20 protein-coding genes are annotated in these 20,988 nt (G+C 65.0%); 13 read left to right on the plus strand and 7 right to left on the minus strand.

All coding sequences use genetic code 11. From position 1 onward, the window contains the following. The first annotated feature begins 27 nt into the window (after window positions 1–27). The 3 genes from sdhD (at window position 28) to ACZ1JW_RS14515 (ending at window position 3,060) form a co-directional block, all read left to right on the plus strand. A complete protein-coding gene (sdhD, locus tag ACZ1JW_RS14505) occupies window positions 28–411 on the plus strand; it encodes a succinate dehydrogenase, hydrophobic membrane anchor protein (RefSeq protein WP_465126091.1) in 384 nt (127 codons plus the stop codon). A gap of 3 nt (window positions 412–414) precedes the next feature. Continuing rightward, window positions 415–2,226 carry a succinate dehydrogenase flavoprotein subunit gene (gene sdhA, locus ACZ1JW_RS14510; protein WP_465126090.1) on the plus strand — a complete coding sequence of 604 codons (1,812 nt, stop codon included), beginning with the start codon at window positions 415–417 and terminating at the stop codon, window positions 2,224–2,226. A gap of 123 nt (window positions 2,227–2,349) precedes the next feature. Then, a complete protein-coding gene (locus tag ACZ1JW_RS14515; protein WP_465141086.1) occupies window positions 2,350–3,060 on the plus strand; it encodes a hypothetical protein in 711 nt (236 codons plus the stop codon). Window positions 3,061–3,069: 9 nt separating this feature from the next. Here the strand turns inward: ACZ1JW_RS14515 and ACZ1JW_RS14520 are convergent, their stop codons facing one another. Next, window positions 3,070–3,663, minus strand: a complete 594-nt coding sequence (locus ACZ1JW_RS14520; protein ID WP_465141087.1) for a hypothetical protein — start codon at window positions 3,661–3,663, stop codon at window positions 3,070–3,072. Window positions 3,664–3,820: 157 nt separating this feature from the next. Beyond that, window positions 3,821–4,678, minus strand: coding sequence for a KPN_02809 family neutral zinc metallopeptidase (gene ypfJ / locus ACZ1JW_RS14525; protein WP_465141088.1), 858 nt, complete (start codon window positions 4,676–4,678; stop codon window positions 3,821–3,823). 93 nt (window positions 4,679–4,771) lie between these two features. On the opposite strand from ypfJ, the gene ACZ1JW_RS14530 reads away from it, so the two are divergent. The 5 genes from ACZ1JW_RS14530 to ACZ1JW_RS14550 all read left to right on the plus strand — a co-directional run bounded on the left by ACZ1JW_RS14530 (window position 4,772) and on the right by ACZ1JW_RS14550 (window position 10,619). Further along, on the plus strand, window positions 4,772–5,557 hold the full coding sequence (locus ACZ1JW_RS14530) for a 3-hydroxybutyrate dehydrogenase (protein ID WP_465141089.1): 786 nt from the start codon (window positions 4,772–4,774) through the stop codon (window positions 5,555–5,557). Window positions 5,558–5,705: 148 nt separating this feature from the next. Next, the gene (locus tag ACZ1JW_RS14535) at window positions 5,706–7,217 is read left to right on the plus strand and encodes a M28 family metallopeptidase (protein WP_465141090.1); all 1,512 of its coding nucleotides are present in this window, start codon (window positions 5,706–5,708) and stop codon (window positions 7,215–7,217) included. A 69-nt stretch (window positions 7,218–7,286) separates the two neighbouring features. Beyond that, on the plus strand, window positions 7,287–8,744 hold the full coding sequence (gene guaB, locus ACZ1JW_RS14540) for an IMP dehydrogenase (RefSeq protein WP_465141091.1): 1,458 nt from the start codon (window positions 7,287–7,289) through the stop codon (window positions 8,742–8,744). A 114-nt stretch (window positions 8,745–8,858) separates the two neighbouring features. Further along, window positions 8,859–10,046, plus strand: a complete 1,188-nt coding sequence (locus tag ACZ1JW_RS14545; protein WP_465141092.1) for an RsmB/NOP family class I SAM-dependent RNA methyltransferase — start codon at window positions 8,859–8,861, stop codon at window positions 10,044–10,046. Window positions 10,047–10,112: 66 nt separating this feature from the next. Next, window positions 10,113–10,619, plus strand: a complete 507-nt coding sequence (locus ACZ1JW_RS14550) for a tetratricopeptide repeat protein (RefSeq protein ID WP_465141093.1) — start codon at window positions 10,113–10,115, stop codon at window positions 10,617–10,619. A gap of 92 nt (window positions 10,620–10,711) precedes the next feature. On the opposite strand, the gene ACZ1JW_RS14555 is transcribed toward ACZ1JW_RS14550, so the two are convergent. Together ACZ1JW_RS14555 and ACZ1JW_RS14560 are read right to left on the minus strand one after the other, a co-directional pair. Then, the gene (locus ACZ1JW_RS14555) at window positions 10,712–11,203 is read right to left on the minus strand and encodes an RNA pyrophosphohydrolase (protein WP_465141094.1); all 492 of its coding nucleotides are present in this window, start codon (window positions 11,201–11,203) and stop codon (window positions 10,712–10,714) included. Next, window positions 11,200–12,153 (minus strand): alpha/beta hydrolase, encoded by a 954-nt coding sequence (locus ACZ1JW_RS14560; protein ID WP_465141095.1) that lies wholly within the window; start codon window positions 12,151–12,153, stop codon window positions 11,200–11,202. Before ACZ1JW_RS14560 ends, ACZ1JW_RS14555 begins: the two co-directional genes overlap by 4 nt. A gap of 203 nt (window positions 12,154–12,356) precedes the next feature. Here ACZ1JW_RS14560 and ACZ1JW_RS14565 point away from each other — a divergent pair, with 203 nt between their 5' ends. The 3 genes from ACZ1JW_RS14565 (at window position 12,357) to ACZ1JW_RS14575 (ending at window position 16,327) form a co-directional block, all read left to right on the plus strand. Next, window positions 12,357–14,240, plus strand: a complete 1,884-nt coding sequence (locus ACZ1JW_RS14565) for a 2-oxoacid:acceptor oxidoreductase subunit alpha (protein ID WP_465126079.1) — start codon at window positions 12,357–12,359, stop codon at window positions 14,238–14,240. Window positions 14,241–14,251: 11 nt separating this feature from the next. Next, on the plus strand, window positions 14,252–15,304 hold the full coding sequence (locus ACZ1JW_RS14570) for a 2-oxoacid:ferredoxin oxidoreductase subunit beta (protein WP_465141096.1): 1,053 nt from the start codon (window positions 14,252–14,254) through the stop codon (window positions 15,302–15,304). An 84-nt stretch (window positions 15,305–15,388) separates the two neighbouring features. After that, complete coding sequence (locus ACZ1JW_RS14575) at window positions 15,389–16,327, plus strand: metal-dependent hydrolase (protein WP_465141097.1); 939 nt, start codon at window positions 15,389–15,391, stop codon at window positions 16,325–16,327. Here ACZ1JW_RS14575 and ACZ1JW_RS14580 read toward each other — a convergent pair. Next, on the minus strand, window positions 16,324–17,073 hold the full coding sequence (locus tag ACZ1JW_RS14580; RefSeq protein WP_465126076.1) for a phosphatase PAP2 family protein: 750 nt from the start codon (window positions 17,071–17,073) through the stop codon (window positions 16,324–16,326). The two genes, ACZ1JW_RS14575 and ACZ1JW_RS14580, sit on opposite strands and share 4 nt — an antisense overlap. Window positions 17,074–17,145: 72 nt before the next feature. On the opposite strand from ACZ1JW_RS14580, the gene ACZ1JW_RS14585 reads away from it, so the two are divergent. Beyond that, window positions 17,146–18,525, plus strand: a complete 1,380-nt coding sequence (locus ACZ1JW_RS14585; RefSeq protein WP_465141098.1) for a cryptochrome/photolyase family protein — start codon at window positions 17,146–17,148, stop codon at window positions 18,523–18,525. A 37-nt stretch (window positions 18,526–18,562) separates the two neighbouring features. After that, window positions 18,563–19,831 (plus strand): class I SAM-dependent methyltransferase, encoded by a 1,269-nt coding sequence (locus tag ACZ1JW_RS14590; protein WP_465141099.1) that lies wholly within the window; start codon window positions 18,563–18,565, stop codon window positions 19,829–19,831. Window positions 19,832–19,834: 3 nt separating this feature from the next. Here ACZ1JW_RS14590 and ACZ1JW_RS14595 read toward each other — a convergent pair whose 3' ends face one another. Continuing rightward, a complete protein-coding gene (locus ACZ1JW_RS14595) occupies window positions 19,835–20,188 on the minus strand; it encodes a PilZ domain-containing protein (RefSeq protein ID WP_465141100.1) in 354 nt (117 codons plus the stop codon). A gap of 92 nt (window positions 20,189–20,280) precedes the next feature. Beyond that, window positions 20,281–20,988 (minus strand): SDR family NAD(P)-dependent oxidoreductase, encoded by a 708-nt coding sequence (locus ACZ1JW_RS14600; RefSeq protein WP_465141101.1) that lies wholly within the window; start codon window positions 20,986–20,988, stop codon window positions 20,281–20,283.

A 20,988-nucleotide genomic window follows, 5' to 3' on the forward strand; every position in this document is an offset into this window, starting at 1 on the left:
ATTGCATAGCAAGGAAGGCTAAAACCCATGGGTAACGGCACCTCCATTGGCCGCGTTCGCGGGCTGGGCTCCAGCCATCAGGGAACGCATCACTGGCTCACCGCGCGGCTCACCGCCGTCGGCAACCTCGTCCTGATCTCGTTCCTCCTCGTCAGCCTCGCGCTGCTGCCCGACTATGCCTACGCCACCGTGCGTGGCTGGGTCGCCCGGCCGCTGCCGTCGATCGCGATGATCCTGATCATGATCAACACCTTCACTCATGCCCGTATGGGCGTGCAGGTCATGCTCGAGGATTATGTTCACGAGGAAGGTGGCAAGATCGCAGCCTGGCTGCTGGTCAACATCGTGCCCTTCGCGGCTGCCGCCTTCGGCATTCTTTCGGTTCTGCGCATTGCGCTCGGGGGCGCATAAGACATGACGACTCAGCCTGCCTACAAGATCATCGACCACACCTACGATACTGTCGTCGTCGGTGCCGGCGGTTCGGGCCTGCGCGCCACCATGGGTTCTGCCCAGGCTGGCCTGCGCACTGCCTGCATCACCAAGGTCTTCCCGACGCGTTCGCACACTGTGGCGGCGCAGGGCGGCATCGCCGCTTCGCTCGGCAACAACTCGCCCGATCACTGGACCTGGCACATGTACGACACCGTCAAGGGGTCGGACTGGCTGGGTGACCAGGACGCCATCGAATATATGGTGCGTGAAGCCCCGGCTGCGGTCTATGAACTCGAGCATGCCGGCGTGCCGTTCAGCCGAAACCCCGAAGGCACGATCTACCAGCGCCCGTTCGGCGGCCACATGCAGAACATGGGCGAAGGCCCGCCGGTCCAGCGCACTTGCGCCGCAGCCGACCGTACTGGTCACGCCATGCTCCACGCGCTCTACCAGCAGAGCCTGAAGTACGACGCGGACTTCTTCATCGAATATTTCGCGATCGACCTGATCATGGAAAACGGTGAGTGCCGTGGCGTGATCGCGCTGTGCATGGACGATGGTTCGATCCACCGCTTCCGCAGCCACGCCGTCGTGCTGGCAACCGGCGGTTATGGCCGTTCGTACTTCACTGCGACATCGGCCCACACCTGCACCGGTGACGGCGGCGGCATGGTCCTGCGCGCAGGTCTTCCGCTGCAGGACATGGAGTTCGTCCAGTTCCACCCGACCGGCATCTACGGTGCTGGCGTGCTGATCACCGAAGGCGCGCGCGGCGAGGGCGGTTACCTCACCAACTCCGAGGGTGAGCGCTTCATGGAGCGCTATGCCCCGTCGGCGAAGGACCTCGCCTCGCGTGACGTCGTGTCGCGTTCGATGGCCATGGAAATCCGCGAAGGTCGCGGCGTCGGCCCGCACAAGGACCATATCTACCTGCACCTCGATCACATCGATGCAGGCGTACTGGCCGAGCGTCTTCCGGGCATTACCGAGAGCGGCAAGATCTTCGCTGGCGTCGACCTCACGCGTCAGCCGCTACCGGTGGTTCCGACCGTCCACTACAACATGGGCGGCATCCCCTGTAACTACCATGGCGAAGTCGTCACCATCGGTGCCGACGGCAACCCCGAAACGGTCGTCCCCGGCCTGTTCGCGGTGGGTGAAGCGGCCTGCGTTTCGGTCCATGGCGCCAACCGCCTCGGCTCGAACTCGTTGATCGACCTTGTCGTGTTCGGCCGCGCAACCGGTCTGCGCCTCAAGGAACTGATCAAGCCGGGCACCTCGCACAACTCGCTGCCCAAGGACAGCGCCGATCTCGCGCTGACCCGCCTCGATCACTTCCGCCACGCCAAGGGCGGCTCGCCCACGGCAGAAGTGCGCATCGAAATGCAGCGCACGATGTCGGCCCACGCCGCAGTGTTCCGCACCGATGAGCTGATGGCCGAAGGCAAGGTCAAGCTCGCCAACACCTACAAGCGCATGGAGGACATCCACGTGTCCGACCGTTCGCTGATCTGGAACTCGGACCTGGTCGAGACGCTCGAACTGGACAACCTGATCAGCCAGGCCTCGGTGACGATGCATTCGGCCCACAACCGCAAGGAAAGCCGCGGCGCTCACGCGCACGAGGATTTCCCCGATCGCAACGATGCCGAGTGGATGAAGCACACCGCAGCCTGGTTCAACGGTTGGGGCGGCAAGGGCGGCGAGGTCAAGCTCGACTACCGTCCGGTCCACGAATACACGCTCACCGACGACGTCGAGTACATCAAGCCCAAAAAGCGCGTGTACTGACCTGACGCTGGTCCATCGGGACTGGCGGTTCGTCGATGATGAAATGATGTGATGCCGGGGTGTGATACCTCGGCATCAGTCATTTTGGGCCCTTCGAAATGGGCCGCCTGGGGAGGCAGTTCGATGAAGAACGGTTGGAAGCATTCGAAGGTGGCGCTGATTGCCGGTGCTGCGCTGGTCGTCACGGCGGCCGGAGCCATGGCGCAAGGCATGACGGACATGCCGCCACCGCCGCCAGCACCACCAGCGCCACCCGCTCCTCCGGCACCGCCTGTCCCTCCTGCGCCCCCCGAACCGGGCATGGCGCACCAGATCGTCATCGTCGAAAAGCATGGCGGATCGGATGGTCAGGAATACGTGCGCACCGTCACCCGCGATGGCAAGACCTTCGTGTTCAAGAGCGACAAGGCGATGTCCGATGCCGATGTCGAGGCGAAGATCGCACGCGCCGAGTCCGGTATTCCTCCCGTACCTCCGGTGCCGCCCATGGCGGGTAAGGGTGAGCGCAGGATGCAGCAGCGCGTGATCGTGATCGATGGCGAGAACAACGGCGTCACCGACATCGTCACGGAAACCGGAGATCGCTGCAAGGGCAAGGCCATGCTTTCGGATGTCGATACCTCCGAAGAGCGCGACGGCAAGGTCACCCGCGTGCGCATCCGCACTTGCGGCACGGAAGCCGAGATCGAAAAGCACGCCATGGCCGAAGCCCTCAAGGGGATCCGCGAGGCGCGCGAGGAAATCGCCCGGGACAAGTCGCTCTCCGATTCGATCCGCAAGCAGGTCCTTGAAGAGCTTGATGCCGAGATGGCCAAGCTGAAGGCGAAGGGCTGATCTCAGCCCTTAGGGTGTGCGCTGGACGACCGGCCTGCTTTCGAAGCGGGTCGGCTCGGACTTGCTGTCCTTCTTGCCCTTGCCGTCCTTCTTGTCCTCGTCCTTCTTGTCTTCGCCCTTCTTCGCGGCGTTGCCCTTGCTCTCTGCCGCGTCGCGCGCGGCCCACAGGGCGGAGACGTCCTTCGGCGTGGCCGAGCGGGCGGGGTACTTGCAGCCGCGCTGCTCGCCCACGCCCTTCAGGAAAGCGCGGCGGACGGACCCTGCGTAGATCGCTTCGTTCCATTTGCGCTGCTGGGCATTGGCCCCGCTGATCTCGCGGATCACGCCACCGAAGGGAATAAGAGAGCCAACTAGCGACTTGGCGATATTGCCCATGCTGATCGTCGAATTGCCATCGTCTCGGGCAACGTCGATGTCGTCCCCCAGGACCGCATCGAGCTTCGCGACTTCCGCCGCAATAGCCGGACACTTCTTCAGGCCGGTCAGTGCATAGGGCTTCTGCCGCGCAGCGACGAGGACCTCGGGCACTTCGTCCTTCTTGATGTTGAAGTCCGACAAAGGCTTTGTAACCACATCGCCCGCCGTCACCTTTTCCTCAGACACCGCAGTCTGTGCGGAAAGAGGAAAGGCGACAGCGAGCGTGCAAGGCAGTATCGTTGCGAACCGAAGGGCCTTGGTGAACTTCATATTTCTTCCCCTGTTTAGCGGATGAAGCCACAGGGGACCTTTCGGTTCCGTGAATTATTGTTAACGACTGCGGTCAGAGCGCGGCAAAAGTGTCGCACTGGTCCTCGTCGGCTGTCTCCAGACCCTTGCGCAGCCACTGCATCCGCTGCGCCGCGCTGCCATGCGTGAAGGCATCTTCCACCGGACGGCGGCCCGCAGCCTTCATCAGCGTATCGTCGCCGATCTGGTGCGCGGCGCGCATGCCTTCCTCGATGTCGCCCGCCTCGATGCGGTCACGGTTGCGGCCCGCCCAGACGCCTGCGTAGCAATCCGCCTGCAGTTCCAGCGCAACCGAGTAGCGGTTGGCCTGGCTCGGGCTGCGCTGCTGCAACTGGCGCACCTTGTCTGACGTGCCGAGCAGGTTCTGGATATGGTGGCCGTATTCGTGCGCCATCACATAGACGCGTGCGAAATCACCGCCTGCGCCCATCTGGCGGTCCATTTCGCTGTAGAAGTCGGTGTCGATGTAGATGCCGCCGTCGCTAGGGCAATAGAACGGCCCCATCGCACTCTGCGCCGCGCCGCAGCCGGAATTGCCGTTCTGCGCATAGAACACCAGCTTGGGTGCCTCGAAGGGAATGTTGGCCTGCTTGAACAGCGGCCCCCAGGTCTTGTTGAGCGATGACAGCGCGTTGCAGCTTTCCTTGCTGAATTCGTTGACCGTGCAGCTTTCGGCCACCGACGCGCCTCCCTGCTGTTCGACCGGTGCCGAGACTTGTCCCTGCTGCATCGAGCCGAGCATCTGCATCGGGTCCACCCCGAAGACAACCGCCGCGATCAGCGCGATCACGATCGAGCCGCAGCCGACCTTGCCCCCGCCGCCGAGCGGGAAACCGCCCCCACCGCGCTGGTCTTCGACGTTGATGGAATTGTCGAAATCGTCGAGCCGCATAGCTTCACCCTTTTTGAAATTGCGACTGGACAAGCGGGGCAGCGCCCGCAATGCCAGAGCGAACAATCCATCCAGAAACCCCGGAGTAATCGAATGTTCCTGAAGGGCAAGTGCGCGCTCGTGACCGGCTCCACCTCGGGCATCGGCCTCGCCTATGCACGGGCGCTGGCAGCAGAGGGCGCGAACGTGGTGCTCAACGGCTTCGGCGATGCCGACCAGATCGACGCAATCTGCGCTGAACTGGCTGCAATCAGCGGAGGCCGAGCGATCTTTGCGGCAGGCGACCTGACCAGGCGCGAGGGCACTGAAGCGATGGTGGCAACCGCCCTTGCAGAGTTTGGCGCGGTGGACATCCTGATCAACAATGCCGGGATGCAGCACGTCGCCCCGGTCGAGGACTTCCCGGTCGACAAGTGGGACGCGATCATCGCGCTCAATCTCACCTCTGCATTTGATGCCTGCCGCCTTTGCATTCCGGGGATGAAGGCCAAGGGCTGGGGACGCATCCTGTTCACCGCTTCGGCCCACTCGCTCACTGCCTCGCCATTCAAGGCGGCATACGTGTCGGCCAAGCACGGCATTGCCGGCCTTACCAAGACGCTGGCGCTGGAACTCGCAACCCATGGCGTTACCGCCAACTGCATCAGCCCCGGCTATGTCTGGACGCCGCTGGTCGAGAACCAGATCCCCGACACGATGAAGGCGCGGAACATGACGCGCGAGCAGGTGATCAACGACGTGATGCTGGAGCGCCAGCCGAGCAAGCAGTTCGTTCAGCCTGACGAGCTGGCGGCGCTTGCGGTGTTCCTGTGCCGGGATGCGGCACGCAACATTACCGGCGCGAACTACAACGTCGATGGAGGCTGGGTGGCGCAATAAGGTTGGCCCCCAAGCTGCTGCGTAAACTTCTGTTCATGCGCGCCCGCTCAAATGGGAACTTGCGCTGCGCTCGCGCTTTTGAGAGCAAGGGTCTGCGACGAAGCGTTTGAGGACGGCGATGAAGCGTTTGGGGGGCTTGCGGACTGCGATGACGGGGGCCCTGGTCCTCGGCGCGCTCATGCTCGTCGCCGCCAGGCCTGCTCCTCGCAAGCCCAGTCCGCTGGAACAAACCCTGCGCACCCACGTCGAAACGCTGGCGAGCGACGACTTTGACGGGCGCGAACCCGGCACCGAGGGCGAGACCAAGACGCTGCGCTATCTTGCGCGCCAGTGGTTCGACATCGGCATGGAGGCGGGCACCAACATCCCCGGTAGTGGTTGGTTCGCGCCGGTCGAACTGGTCGAACGCGAGCCGGTTCTTTCGCGTGCGAGCTTCATGCGCGGGCGCAAGCGGGTGAACCTGCCTGCCGATAGCGTGTTTGTGGTAACCTCGGGCTTGCGCAGTCTCGTGCAGGACGCGCCGCTGCTGTTCGTGGGCCACGCGGCGACTCCGGCACTGCCTCGCGCCGAACTGGCCGGGCGCGTTGCCGTCATGCTCGACAGTCTCCCCGTGGGTGCCGACCCTGCCACGGTGGGCGACCGGGCAGGCAAGCTGCTCGACGCAGGCGCACTCGCCGTGCTGACGGTGCTTGATGACCAGCGCGGGCTGGAGGACGTTATCGCCCGCCGCCGCCGCGCTGGCTATGCCGTGTCAGGCGAGACGATCGGCAGCGAGATCGAGGCCTTCGTCTCCCCTGCAACGGCTGACCTGATGCTTGCCGGAACGACCCGCCCCACCGTTGCCCGGTTGCGCGATGATGCCGCAGCGCCCGGCTTTGCCCCCTATCCGCTTGGCCTGACAGGCACGTTCGAGGCGACCAGCCGCGAGACGCGCATCAAGACGCACAACCTCATCGGCAAGCTCGAAGGGCGCAATCCGGCGGCAGGCGCGGTGCTGATGATGGCGCATTGGGACCACTTTGGTGAATGCGGTGCGGCGCCTGCCGAAGATATCATCTGCAACGGCGCGATCGACAATGCCTCGGGCCTTGCCGTGCTGACCGAGACAGCGCGCATCCTCTCGCGCGGGCGGCCGATGGAGCGCGACGTCTATTTCCTCGCCACGACCGGGGAAGAGCTGGGCCTGCTGGGCGCCATGGCCTTTGCCGAAAATCCGCCGATCCCGCTCGACCGTTTCGTTGCCGCCTTCAATGTCGACAGCACCGGACTTGTCGCGCCGGGTGGTCCGATTGGCGTCGTCGGCAAGGGGCTGACTCCGCTCGACCCGCTGATCGCCGATGTTGTGAAACGCATGAAGCGCAAGCTGGCGACGGGGGACGGACCCAACGCCTACATTCGGCGGCAGGACAGCTGGATCCTGATGCAGCACGATGTGCCCACGGTCATGGTCAGCAATTCCTATGGCGACATGGACCGCATCGAGCGTTTCATGGAGGACACCTACCACCGGCCGAGCGACCAGCCGGGAGAGCCGATTGACTATGCCGGTATGGCAGATGACGTGAACCTGCAGGTGGAACTGGTCCGCGCCTTTGCCGATCCGAAACGCTATCCGGGCAGGTCGGGAACCGCGCCACCAAAGCGTCCGAATACCCCCTAGCGCATCCGCACCTTCCTGTTTACATGGGCCGCCACGAATCTACCGGACCTCACAGAAGTGGCGCGCATCATGGACATCCCTCTCGGCCTTACCTTCGATGACGTGCTGCTGCGTCCTGCCGAGTCGGACATCGTGCCTTCGATGGCCGATACGCGCACGCGACTGACCAAGGGCATCGGCCTCAACATCCCGGTCCTGTCCTCGGCGATGGATACCGTGACCGAAGCCGACATGGCCATCGTCATGGCCCAGCTTGGCGGCATTGGCGTCCTTCACCGCAACCTTTCGATCGAAGAGCAGTGCGCCGCGGTCCGCGCGGTCAAGCGCTTCGAAAGCGGCATGGTCGTCAACCCGATCACGATTTCGCCCGATGCGCCGTTGGGTGAGGCGAATGCGCTCATGCGCCAGCACAAGATCAGCGGCATTCCAGTGGTCGAGGCCTCGGGCAAGCTCGTCGGCATCCTCACCAACCGCGACGTGCGCTTCGCCGACAACCCCAAGCAGCCCGTGCGCGAACTGATGACGCACGAGAACCTCGCCACGGTGAAGCTCGGTGCCAGCGGTGACGACGCCCGCCGCCTGCTGCACCAGCGCCGGATCGAGAAACTGCTGGTGGTGGATGATGCGTTCCATTGCATCGGCCTGATCACCGTCAAGGACATCGAGAAGGCGGTGACCTTCCCCGATGCAACCAAGGACGCCGCCGGTCGCCTGCGCGTTGCTGCTGCAACCACCGTTGGCGAAAAGGGACTGCTTCGCACGCAGGCGCTGGTCGAGGCCGAGTGCGACGTGGTCATCATCGACACGGCGCACGGCCATAACCGGGACGTCGCCCGCGCTGTCGAAGCGGCCAAGAAGCTGTCCAACTCGGTGCAGGTGATCGCGGGCAACGTCGCCACTGCCGAGGCCACGCGCTCGCTGATCGACGCAGGTGCCGATGGCGTGAAGGTCGGCATCGGCCCCGGCTCGATCTGCACCACGCGCATTGTCGCAGGCGTTGGCGTGCCACAGTTGACCGCCGTGATGGAATGCGCCGAGGAAGCCGAGAAGTCGGGCGTTCCCGTGATCGCCGATGGCGGCCTGCGCACCTCGGGCGATGCGGCCAAGGCGCTTGCCGCCGGCGCAAGCTCGGTGATGATCGGCTCTATGCTGGCAGGCACCGAAGAGGCTCCGGGCGAAACGTTCCTCTACCAGGGCCGCGCCTACAAGTCCTATCGCGGCATGGGCTCGGTCGGCGCGATGGCGCGCGGCTCGGCCGACCGCTACTTCCAGCAGGACATCAAGGACCAGATGAAGCTGGTGCCCGAAGGCATCGAAGGCCAGGTGCCCTACAAGGGACCGGCCAAGGACGTGGTCCACCAGCTCGTCGGCGGCGTAAAGGCCGCGATGGGCTACACCGGCAGCAAGACCATCGAAGACCTGCGCAAGCGCGCGCAGTTCGTCCGCATCACCAACGCCGGGCTTCGCGAAAGTCACGTCCACGACGTGACGATCACCCGCGAGGCGCCGAACTACAAGGTTGGCTGATTTGCGCATTTCCCCCCTCCCGCAGGCGGGAGGGGTCGGGGGTGGGCTGGACGACGACCGCCGTTTCCGGCCTCTGCCCACCCCAAACCCCTCCCGCCTGCGGGAGGGGCTGAAATGACCCCTTCGGCGCGCGTACAAGCTGCGATCGACCTGCTTGATGCGGTGATTGCGGCGGCGAAGGGGCAGGGGGCTTCGGCGGACCGGATTGCGGCGGACTGGTTCCGGGCGCGGCGCTATGTCGGCTCGAAGGACCGTCGCGCCATTCGCGAACTGGTGTGGTCCGCAATCCGCGCTTGTGGCGAGGTGCCGGTTTCCGGGCGCGCGGCCATGCTCCGCGTGGCGGAGGGCGATGCGGCCCTTTCCGCGCTGTTCGACGGTTCCAGCTATGGACCCGCGCCGATAGAGGCGGGCGAGGCGGTTGCTGCAGAGGGCGTTGCACCGGACTGGCTGGTCGAGCGCCTGACAGCGTCAGGCCTTGATGGTCAGGAACAGGCGGCGCTGCTTGGCCGGGCGCCGCTCGATATCAGGGCCAATACGCTCAAGACCTCGCGCGATGATCTTCGCGCCCGCCTGCCGGTGGAGGCTGAGCTCGCCATCGCCCCGCACTCGTTGCGCCTGCCATCGGGGACGGCAGCGGAAAGCTGGCCGGAGTTTGCCGAAGGGCTGTTCGAGGTTCAGGATGCGGGCAGCCAGATTGCCTGCATGGCCCTTGGCGTGCAGCCGGGCGAGGCGGCGGTTGACCTGTGCGCCGGGGCGGGGGGCAAGACGCTCTCGCTCGGCGCGGCGATGGACAATCGCGGCAAGCTGCTCGCCTGCGACATCGACCGTCCCCGCCTGTCGCGCCTGCCCGAGCGCGCGGCGCGCGCCGGGGTGCTGGTCGAAACGCGCCTGCTCAATCCGGGGCGTGAGATCGAGATGCTCGCCGACTGGCAGGGCAAGGCCGACGCGGTGATGATCGACGCGCCGTGCTCGGGCACCGGCACTTGGCGGCGCAATCCCGAAGCGCGCTGGCGTCTCGATGCCAAGGCCATCGACAAATACTGCGCGATGCAGGCCAATGTGCTGAACATCGGAGCGTCGCTGGTGCGGCCCGGCGGGCGGCTGACTTACGTGGTATGCTCGCTGCTCGATGCCGAAGGGGCGGACCGGGTCGACGCCTTCCTTGCCGCCAACCCGTATTGGCAAGTGCAGATGCCGCCGCTGCCTGCAGGGCGTCCGCGCGGCGAGGGCATCCGTCTTACGCCCTTTGGGGATGGCACGGACGGGTTTTTCTTCGCAACGCTCGTACGCCGTGTTAACTGAAGCGTCATGGACGATGGTTCATTCAGTAATGGTCTGCGCCAAGCCAGACACCCCAAGGAGTTGCTGATGCGTTACGCCCCCTTTGCTCTTGCCTTGTCGCTGGTTGTCGGCGTGACCGGAAGCATGGGCGTGGCGAAGAACCCGGTATCCTCCGATCCGCGCGTCGAAGCCTTGCTCAAGGACGGCCGCGCCGCGCTGGCCAAGGGTGATGTCGCTGCGGCGACAGACAGTTTCGAGGCAGCGCTGGCGATCGATCCGGCCAGCAACGCCACGCTGCTGGCTCTGGCTGACGCGGCCCGCCGCGAGGGCCTGCAGGGCAAGGCGATCCACTATTACCGCGAAGTCCTTTCGCGTGAGCCGAACAACGTCGTCGCCATTTCCGGCGAAGGCGGGGCAATGGTGGAGAAGGGCGCGCTGGAAAAGGCCCGCCGCAACCTCGTCCGGCTCGAAGGCCTGTGCGGCAAGACTTGCGCCGAAACCGCCGAACTCTCCGCCGCCATCGCGCGCGGCCCTGCGCCGAAAGTGGTTTCGGCTCAGGCCGTCATGCCGACCGAAAAGGTCGAGACGAACTGAATCCCCGCGCAGGCGGGGATCTTGGTGTTGTAATGGAACCTCTTTTGAAACCGACTGAGGCCCCCGCCTACGCGGGTGCGCCTCGCTAGTCTTCAAATCAACTCTCGGAATTCCTCGACCACCTGGCGATAGACCCGCTTCTTGAACGGCACGATCAGCTCGGGCAGCAATTCGGGCTCGACCCACTTCCACGCCTCGAACTCGGCATGCTCGTGCGCTTCGAGGTTGATGTCCGTATCCTCGCCGCCAAAGCGCATCAGCAGCCACTTCTGGCGCTGACCCCGGTACTTGCCGCCCCACAGCTTGCCCATCAGGAAATCGGGCAGGTCGTAGAAGTGCTCCTCCCGGCTTTCGGCGATGATCGTCACGAGATCGGGCGAGACGCCGGTTTCCTCGGCCAGCTCGCGCAGGGCGGCGGGGTGGAGCTCTTCCCCGTCGTCGATCCCGCCCTGCGGCATCTGCCAGGCGTCCCCATTCACTTCCTTGTTGTCGATCCGCTTGCCCACGAACACGCGCCCGGCGCTGTTCACAAGCATGACACCGACACAGGGACGGTAGGGAAGCCCAGCAAATTCGTCTGTCATTTCAACCTTTCCAGCAGCAATCTCACGGCCTTGAAGATGGACTGCATGTCTGCCTGCGCGCTCGGGATAGCCTTGCGCACCTGGGTGAAGCCATGGATCGTGCCCTTCATTTCCAGGAACACGACCTCGGCCCCGGCACGGATCAATTCCGCACCATAGACCCGTCCGCTATCGCGAATCGGGTCGAGTCCTGCCGTCACTAGCACCGTTGGCGGCGTGGTCGAGTGCTCGCCGTAGATCGGGTAGGCGCGCTTGTGGCCGGTGACCGCCTGATAGGCATTGCCGAACCACTGCATCGTGTCTGCCGTCAGCAGGTATCCTTCGGCGAAATCGAGGAAGGACTGGTGGTCGGGCTTGTCATCCGAGAGGGGATAGATCGGCACCTGCATGATCACCGGCACGGCGGCGGGTTCCTCGACCAGCGCCTGCGTGACGACGATGGCGAGGTTGCCGCCCGCGCTGTCGCCCATCGGGATCAGGCCGGTGATCTCGCGCCCCAGCGCAGCGGAGTTTGCCGCGACCCAGCGCGAGGCGGCTTCGCAATCGTCGGGCGCGGCGGGGAAGGGGTGCTCAGGGGCGAGGCGGTAGTCCACAGCGATCACCGGCATGTCGAGCTCGGCCGCGATTTCGGTGCAGAGGCTGTGGTGGCTGTCGAGATCGCCGATCACGAATCCGCCCCCGTGATAGAACATGACGGCAGGGCCGGGCTCGCGGGTTTCGCGCAGATCGTAGAGCCGCAGCGGAATGTCACCTGCAGGTCCGGGGCAGGTCAGGTCCCGGATCACGGCCAGTTCGCGGGGATCGGCTTCGGCGAGCTGGCCCATGGCAATGTAGCTGGCGCGCGCGGCTTCAAGCCCGAGCTGGCTCATCGGCGGGGCATCGGTGCCGTTGAGGAACGCCAGGAAGCCCTGGACATCGGGGCGTACGTAATGGGTCTTCTGCTCGGTCATGACTGTTCCTCGCCCTGTTGACAGGATTCGTTATAAACACCGTGGTAAGTTGGCTTTTGCAACTTGACTGGCAAGCGCATCGGGAATCAAGAGCGCAGAAGGATTTTTCCGCTCGCGCAGATTTTCTTCTTTGCGAACGGAACGGGAGGGGCATAGGCGCGTGTCAGCACTGGGTGAGAATCCCTGGCGCAGCAGAGGACGATATGGCTACACTAGTTGATGGACCGGACGCGCTGACGGGCGGCAAGGAAACGCAGGCTCCCGAAGCGGTTGTCGTGCGCTTTGCCGGTGACTCGGGCGACGGTATGCAGCTGACCGGCGGTCAGTTCACGCTTTCGACCGCGCTCGCGGGCAACGATCTTGCCACTTTCCCGGACTTTCCGGCGGAAATCCGCGCGCCGCAAGGCACGCTGTTCGGCGTCTCTGCCTTCCAGATCAACTTCGGCTCGACCGAGATCGACACTGCGGGCGACCAGCCCGACGTGCTCGTGGCGATGAACCCGGCTGCGCTCAAGACCAACGTCGGCGCGCTGAAGGCCGGCGGCCTGATCATTGCCGACACTGGCGAGTTCAACAAGCGCAACCTCGAGAAGGCCAAGTACGAGGTCAATCCGCTTGAGGACGGCAGCCTCGAAAAGTGGCAGCTCCTCGCGTTCGATATCTCGGCGTTGACACTCGAGGCGGTGAAGCCCTTCGGCCTTGGCAACAAGGAAGCGCTGCGCTGCAAGAACATGTGGACGCTGGGCCTTGCCCTGTGGATGTTCGACCGTGACCGGCAGCCGCTGATCGACTGGCTCAACGCCAAGTTCGCCAAGAACCCGGTTCTGGCCGAAGCCAACGTCGCCGCATTGAACGCAGGCCACGCCTACGGCGAAACTGCCGAACTGTCGGGCCCGCTCAAGCAGTACCACATCGCACCGGTGGAGAGCGAAGCAGGGCTTTACCGCACCGTCACCGGCGCCGAAGCGATCAGCCTTGGTCTGGTTGCGGGCGCGCAGCTGGCCGACCTGCACATGTTCTTCGGTGGCTATCCGATCACGCCCGCCTCGGCGATCCTGCACAACCTTGCCCGGCTCAAGGAATACGGCGTCACCACCTTCCAGGCGGAAGACGAGATCGCGGCAATCGCCTCGGCCATCGGCGCAAGCTATGCGGGCCAGCTGGGTGTGACCTCGTCGTCAGGCCCGGGCATTGCGCTCAAGGGCGAGGCGATGGGCCTTGCGATCATGACCGAGCTGCCGCTGGTCATCGTCAACTCGCAGCGCGGCGGCCCCTCGACGGGCCTTCCGACCAAGACCGAGCAGTCGGACCTCTATCAGGCCGTCTATGGCCGCAATGGTGACGCGCCGATGCCGGTGATCGCCTCGCGCAGCCCTTCGGACTGTTTCGAGGTCGCCATCGAGGCCTGCCGCATCGCTGTGGAATACATGACCCCGGTCATGCTCCTGACCGACGGCTACATCGCCAACGCGGCCGAGCCGTGGAAGGTGCCGGACCCTGAAAGCTTCAAGCCGTTCCCGGTCACGTTCCTCGAAGCGAAGAACGGCCCCAACGGCGAACTGCTGCCCTTCGCGCGCGACGAAAAGGGCGCGCGTCCGTGGATCAAGCCCGGCACCCCCGGCCTGATGCACCGCATCGGCGGCATCGAGAAGAACCCCGGCACCGGCAACATTGATTACTCGCCCGCCAGCCACCAGATCATGACCGATGCCCGCAAGGCCAAGGTCGAAGGCGTGGCGAACTCGATCCCGTTGCAGGAAGTCAACCATGGCGAGGCTTCGGGCAAGCTCGTGGTCGTCGGCTGGGGCAGCACTTATGGCCCGATCTATCAGGCCGTCCGCCGCGCCCGCCGCAAGGGCCTCGACGTCAGCCACGTCCACGTCCGCCACATCTGGCCGATGCCGTCGAACCTGGGTGACCTGCTCAAGTCCTACGACAAGGTGCTGGTGCCCGAGATGAACACCGGCCAGTTCAAGACGGTGCTGCGCGACCAGTTCCTGATCGATGCCCAGCCGCTCAACAAGACCAGCGGCCAGCCCTTCACCATCGCGGAAATCGAAGCCGCGATCGAAGCTGCGCTCGCATAAAGGTTACGAACATGAACGAGATGACCAAGATCGCGGTCCAGACCACGCTCAAGGACTGGGAAACCGACCAGGAAGTGCGCTGGTGCCCGGGTTGCGGCGACTACGCGATCCTCAAGGCGGTGCAGCGCACCCTGCCGGAGATCGGCGCCGATCCTTCGAACACCGTGTTTGTATCGGGTATCGGCTGCTCGAGCCGCTTCCCGTACTACGTGGAAAGCTACGGCTTCCACACGATCCACGGCCGCGCGCCTGCCTTTGCCACCGGCATCAAGCTCGCCAATCCCGACCTCGATGTCTGGCTGGTGACGGGCGATGGCGATGGCATGTCGATCGGCGGCAACCACACGATGCACATCCTGCGTCGCAACGTGAACGTGCAGATCCTGCTGTTCAACAACGAGATCTACGGCCTGACCAAGGGCCAGTTCTCGCCGACCAGCCGCGAAGGCACCAACTCGCCGACATCGCCGCTCGGTTCGGTCGACCGTCCCGCCCTCCCTTGCGCCTTTGCGCTGGGTTCGGGCGCGCGCTTCATCGCGCGGGCCTATGACGTGTCGAAGAACCTGCCCGGTGTGCTCAAGGCGGCCCATGCCCACAAGGGCGCGGCCTTCGTCGAAATCTTCCAGAACTGCATCGTCTACAACAAGGACCGCTTCGACGATTTCGTCGCCAAGGGCGTGGCCGACCAGAACCAGCTGTGGCTGACCGATGGCGAGCCGATGCTGTTCGGTTCGGAAAAGTCGGGCGGGGTGAAGGGCATCGCGCTCGATATGGAGACGCTGAGCCTCAAGGTCGTCGACGTGATCGATGGCGACTGGCAGGCGGCGGGCGTGATCGTCCACAACGTCAAGAACCGCGCGCTGGCGCACATGCTGGTGGAAATGCCGTTCGGCCCGTTCCCGATGGCGCTGGGCGTGATCTACGACGACGCGCGTCCTTCCTACGAAGACGTGCTGCTCGGCCAGGATGAACAGGCCCGCAAGGGCAAGGACGCCAACCTCGCCAAGCTCCTCGGCAAGGGCCAGACCTGGACTGTCAGCGGAACGGCTGCCGATCCGGTCTGATTGCCGGGTTTTCCAAAGCCTTCAAAGGCCGCAAGGATGCGACTTGGGTCGTGCCCTTGCGGCCTTTCTGTTTGAGGTCATCGCTTGGACAATCTGACGCATAGCCTTGCCGGGTGGGCGCTGGCGGAGAGCGGGCTGAAGCACAGGACGCGCAAGGGGCTGGCGGCGCTGGTGCTGGCGGCGAATATGCCGGATATCGACGTGTTCTTTGGTTGGGCGCCGTGGGCGCCGCTCGCCATGCATCGCGGGTTTACCCATGGGCTGGTCGGTGGTGTGATGGTGATGCCGCCGCTGCTGGCGGGGTTGCTGTGGCTGCTCGATCGCTGGCAGGCCTCTCGCGGGAAGATCGTGGAGGGTGCACCACCGCTACGCCTGGGCTGGCTGGTGCTGCTGAGTTACCTTGGCGCGATCACGCATCCCCTGCTCGATCTCCAGACCGTCTATGCCGTTCAACTGATGTCGCCATGGAGCGAGCAGTGGTTCCACGCCGATGGCCTGTTCATCGTCTCGCCATGGCTGCTGGCCATACTCGGCGCAGGTATATGGGCGGCGCGGCGCTTTGCCGCCGGGGCAATCGCGATCATTTCGCTGGTGATCAGCGGAGCCTTTATCCTGCTCAATGTCGGCATATCGATGCTGGCGTGGGAGGCACCGCGCGCAGATGCGCCTTATGCCAATCCCGACCGCGTGTTCGCTGCGCCCGAACCACTGCGGTTCTGGCGGCGCGATGTGGTCTGGCGGGAGAGGGGCATGATCGCCTTCGGTCGCTACGATCCGCTTTTGCGACTTGGCGGTCTTGCGGCCTTCGACGATCCGGTGCCTGACAACATGAGCGATCCGCTTGTTCGCAAGGCTGCCGTCGCAACGCCTGAGGCAGTGAAGTTCCTCGCGTGGTCACAGATGCCGATCGCGAAAGTGGAGCATTCCGGTTGCCGGGCCACGGTGACCTTCGCCGACGCGCGCTTTACCGGTCCCGCCATGGCCCGGAATTTCAATACGGTGGTCGATCTCAAGACCTGCTAGGCGCGCGGCGTCAGCGTATCGAGCATGTCGCCTGCCTGTTCGGCCACGGCCTTGGCCGGGCGGTGGAGCAGGGCCGAGGCGAGGAAGGCCCAGCCTGCGCCGCCAAGCCAGCCCGCCGCGACATCGGTGGGGAAATGCACGCCGAGCCAGACCCGGCTGACCGCGATGGCCAGGCTCAGGAAGATGGCCGTCGCCACCAGCGTCCAGCGCACGTCCCGTCTTGGGCTCATCGCGGCAAAGGCGAGTGCGATGGCGATATAGACGACGGCCGAGTTGAAGCTGTGGCCGCTCGGGAAGCTCTGTCCGCCAGCCTCGGTAAGGTGCGGGACGATCAGCGGGCGCGGGCGTCCGACCGCAAACTTCACCAGCGAATTGACCACCCATCCGCCGACGACGGTTGCCGCCAGCAGCACGGCCTCGCGGCGCAGGCGCAGGAACAGCAGGGCGGCGAGCACGCCTGCGAGGATCAGATTGCGCAGGAGTACGCCGCCGAGCGAGGTGAGGTCGCGCACCGCTTCAAGCAGCCATTGTGGGCCTGCGGGCGCAAGTTCCGCTCCGCGTCGCCAGAACATCAGGCCGGCATTGTCCACGCGGCTGCTGCGTCCGCCGAGCACCAGAACGGTCACCACAATGAACCCCAGCCAGCAGATTGCCGCGGCAATCAGGGCGTGCTGCGGCGAAATGCGCCAGCTGCGTGCCCTTTGGGGCAGGTGTCTTTCGGGGGCGGCTTGGATCATCGGTTCCATGGAACGAGGCAAGCGCAATGCTTGTTCCTCATCAATAGTTTATCGCGTCACCGATGTGAAGAAAGGGTATGCGTGTCGCTTGAGAGCGGAGGTGAGCCGTCCATCGTCTGGTTCCGCCGCGACTTGCGTCTGGCCGATCAGGCCGCGCTGCTCGCTGCTGCGGCCGAGGGGCCGGTCATTCCGGTTTACATCCTCGATGACGACACACCGAAGCATCGCCGCATGGGCGCAGCTTCGCGCTGGTGGCTGCACCACAGCCTCGCCAGCCTCGACAGGGACCTGCGCAAGGTCGGATCGAAGCTGATCCTGCGCCGAGGCAAGGTGCACGAGGAACTGGCGGCAATCCGCCGCGAGACCGGCGCGCGCACGGTCCATGCCCTGCACCACTACGAACCGTGGTGGCGCAACGCCGAAAAGGCCGTCGACAAGGCCATGCGGCTAGTCCTGCATGACGGAAACTACCTTGCGCCTGCCGGGGCCGTGAAGACCGGCGGCGGCGCGCCCTACAAGATATTCACGCCGTTCTGGCATGCGCTCAAGGAGCGGATGCCGCCCGCGCATCCGGCTGCGGCGCCGATCACACTGGATGCTCCCGAACATTGGCCGGCGAGCGACAAGCTGGACGACTGGAAGCTCCTGCCCACTGCGCCCGATTGGGCCGGCGGCTTCCGCGAGGAATGGACGCCTGGGGAGCCGGGCGCGCTTGAACGGCTTGATGACTTTGTCGCCCGCGCCGCACGCTACGAGCAGTGTCGCAACCTGCCTTCGATCGAAGGCACTTCGCGTCTCTCGCCGCACCTGCATTTCGGCGAGATTTCGCCGGCCACCATCTGGCACCGCGTCGCCGACGTGGGTGGTTCGGTCGATGTGTTCCTCAGCGAACTTGGCTGGCGCGACTATGCGCAGAACGTGATCGTGCAGTTCCCCGACTACGGCTCGAAGAACGCGCGCGAGGCCTATGACCGGCTGCAATGGCGCGATGATCCGGAAGGGCTTGCGGCTTGGCAGCAGGGCCGCACCGGCTATCCCATCGTCGATGCCGGGATGCGCGAGCTGTGGCACACCGGGTGGATGCACAACCGCGTGCGGATGATCGCGGCGAGCTTCCTCGTGAAGCACCTGCTGATCGACTGGCGCGAAGGCGAGCGCTGGTTCTGGGACACGCTGGTCGATGCCGACTACGGCTCGAACGCGGTGAACTGGCAGTGGACGGCAGGGACGGGCGTCGATTCCAACATGTTCGTGCGGATCATGGCGCCGCTGACGCAATCGCCGAAGTTTGACGCGGCGGCTTATATCCGCAAGTGGGTGCCCGAGCTTCGCCGGCTATCGGACGCCGAGATTCATGATCCCACCTTTCCGCCGCAGGGCTATGTGCGCAAGATCGCGCCCCACGCCGAGGCCCGCGCACGGGCGCTTGCCGCGCATGATGCCATGAAGGCGCAAGCCTGACCTTGCGCGCACCGCTTCTCCACCGCATATCCACGCAATGAACGCGCAGACGCCAACGAGGGGGAGGCATCTGGTCGCCGGGGGCTGGAACATCTCCGCCGCCGGACGCTGGATCGCACGCATTTTTGCCGGTCGGTTCGACGCAGTGGTCGAGCGGATCGACCGTGGACTTGTCCATGGGACGATTCACGCGATCCTGCCCGATGGCAGCCAGCGCACCGTGGGCGGGCGGGGCGAGGGGCCTGTCGCTCGCATCCACCTGCGCAGCTGGAACGCGATCATGCGACTGGCGACGGCGGGTTCGATCGGGTGGTACGAGGCCTGGGCTGCCGGGGAATGGGAAAGTCCCGATCCGGTGCCGATATTCGACCTGTTCATGCGCAATGCGGCGACGCTTGGCGATGTCGGGCGGGCCAAGGGGCCTTGGCGCCTTGCGGGCAAGGCGCTCAATTTCCTGCGCAAGAACTCCAAGGCGCAGGCGCGGCGCAACATCGTCGCGCACTATGACCTCGGCAACGATTTCTACCGCCAGTGGCTCGACGAGACGATGAGTTATTCGAGCGCGCTGTGGGACGGCATCGCGCCAGATGCTCCGTTGGCCGAAGCGCAGGCGAACAAGGTCGACAGGCTGGGTGGACGGCTTGATCTCAAGCCGGGCAGCGAGGTGCTGGAAATCGGCTGTGGCTGGGGTTTCCTGGCCCGCAGACTCGCGCAGAGCTATGGCGCTCGGGTGACCGGGATCAGCCTTTCGGACGAGCAGCTCGAATGGGCGCGGCGAGAGCTGGCGACGTCCGGCCTGTCGGGGATCGAGTACCGCCATCAGGACTACCGCGATGTCGCAGGCCAGTTCGATGCCATCGCCAGCGTCGAAATGGTCGAGGCGGTGGGCCGCGAATACTGGCCGTCCTACTTCGATTGCCTCGCGCGGTGCCTCAAGCCGGGCGGGCGGGCAGCGCTGCAATACATCACGATCCGCGACGACCTGTTCGATGCCTATGCCGCCAGCGCGGACTTCATCCAGGCCTATGTCTTCCCGGGCGGCCTTCTGATCAGCGAGCGCGAGTTTGCAAGGCTGGCGGGCGAGCGTGGGCTGACCTGGCAGGACCGCGAGGACTTCGGCCTCGATTACGCACGTACGCTCAAGCTGTGGCGCGATGCGCTGGACCGGGCGGTGGCGGAAGGGCGTCTGCCCGCAGGCTTCGATCAGCGCTTTGTCGATCTGTGGCGCTACTACCTGATGTATTGCGAGGGCGGGTTCCGGGGCGGCGGGATCAACGTCAGCCAAGTGACGCTGGTGAAGCGTTGAGGCTCATGGCCGCCTGAACACGCCATCGCCGCGATAGCGGGCGAGGATGTTGTCGTGGACGATGGGGCTGAGCAGATTGGCGAAGGCGCAGCCGACGCGGCCTGAGTCCCACCAGACGACTTCGGCTTGCAGCGCTTCCATGCCGGGAAGCGTCAGCCAGCAGCGGTTGCCCGGGTGCAGGCGTTGCAGGGCATTGGCGCAAAAGCCGCCGAGCGAGAGGTCGAGCACCACGGTTTGGAAGCCCTTGCCGCCGGAAGGCCGCAGGGTCGCCGGGATGTTCACGCGCTGGCGCGGTGCGCTGCGATCTTCGAGCGCGGCCTGCCCGTAGATGTTCGTGTTCCAGTCCGTCGTCGTCATGCCGGACACCTCGACCCTCTGCTGCGTGGGGCCCGTCACGAAGCGTGACAAACCATTGCAGAGAATCGCGGTATTTCGTTAATTCAGGCCTATCAGTCCTGGTTAACGCGGATGCGGTGCGGGCTGGTGAACTGTTCACCAAGAAGCGCAACGATCCGGTCGGCAACGACCTCGGGCGGCTTGACGCTCTCGGGGTTTTCACCGGGATAGGCGCGCGCGCGCATCTTGGTGCGGGTGGCTCCGGGATCGACAACGGCGACACGGATAGACGCAGTATTGCGCACTTCCTGCCCGTAGCAATTGAGCAGGTTGTCGAACGCGGCCTTGGAGGCGCCATAGGCGCCCCAATAGGCGCGCGGTGTGGCGCCGACACTGCTGGTCACGCCGATCACACGGGCGTCCTTGCTCTTGCGCAGCATGACATCGAACCCGGCGAGGAGCGCTTGCGTCGCCAGCACGTTGAGCGTGAGGGCCTTGTTGAATTCGCCAGCGTCGATCTGCCAGACTGGAGTCAGCGTGGGCAGGACGGCAGCATTGATCACCAGAACGTCGAGCGCGCTCCAGCGCCCGCCGATGGCCGTGGCAAGGCGGGCGATGCCTTCAGGCTCGCCAAGATCGACCGGGGCAATGGTTGCGCTGCCGCCAGCCTCGAAGATCTCTTCCTCGACCTTTTCAAGGTCCTTGGCGTTGCGGGCGACGAGGATGACGTGCGCGCCCTGTGCGGCCAGTGCCTTGGCTGTGGCCGCGCCGATGCCCCGGCTTGCGCCGGTTACCAGCGCCAGTTGCCCCTGCAGGCTCAT

The sequence above is a fragment of the Novosphingobium sp. BL-A-28-Hi1-0D genome, from assembly GCF_055521755.1.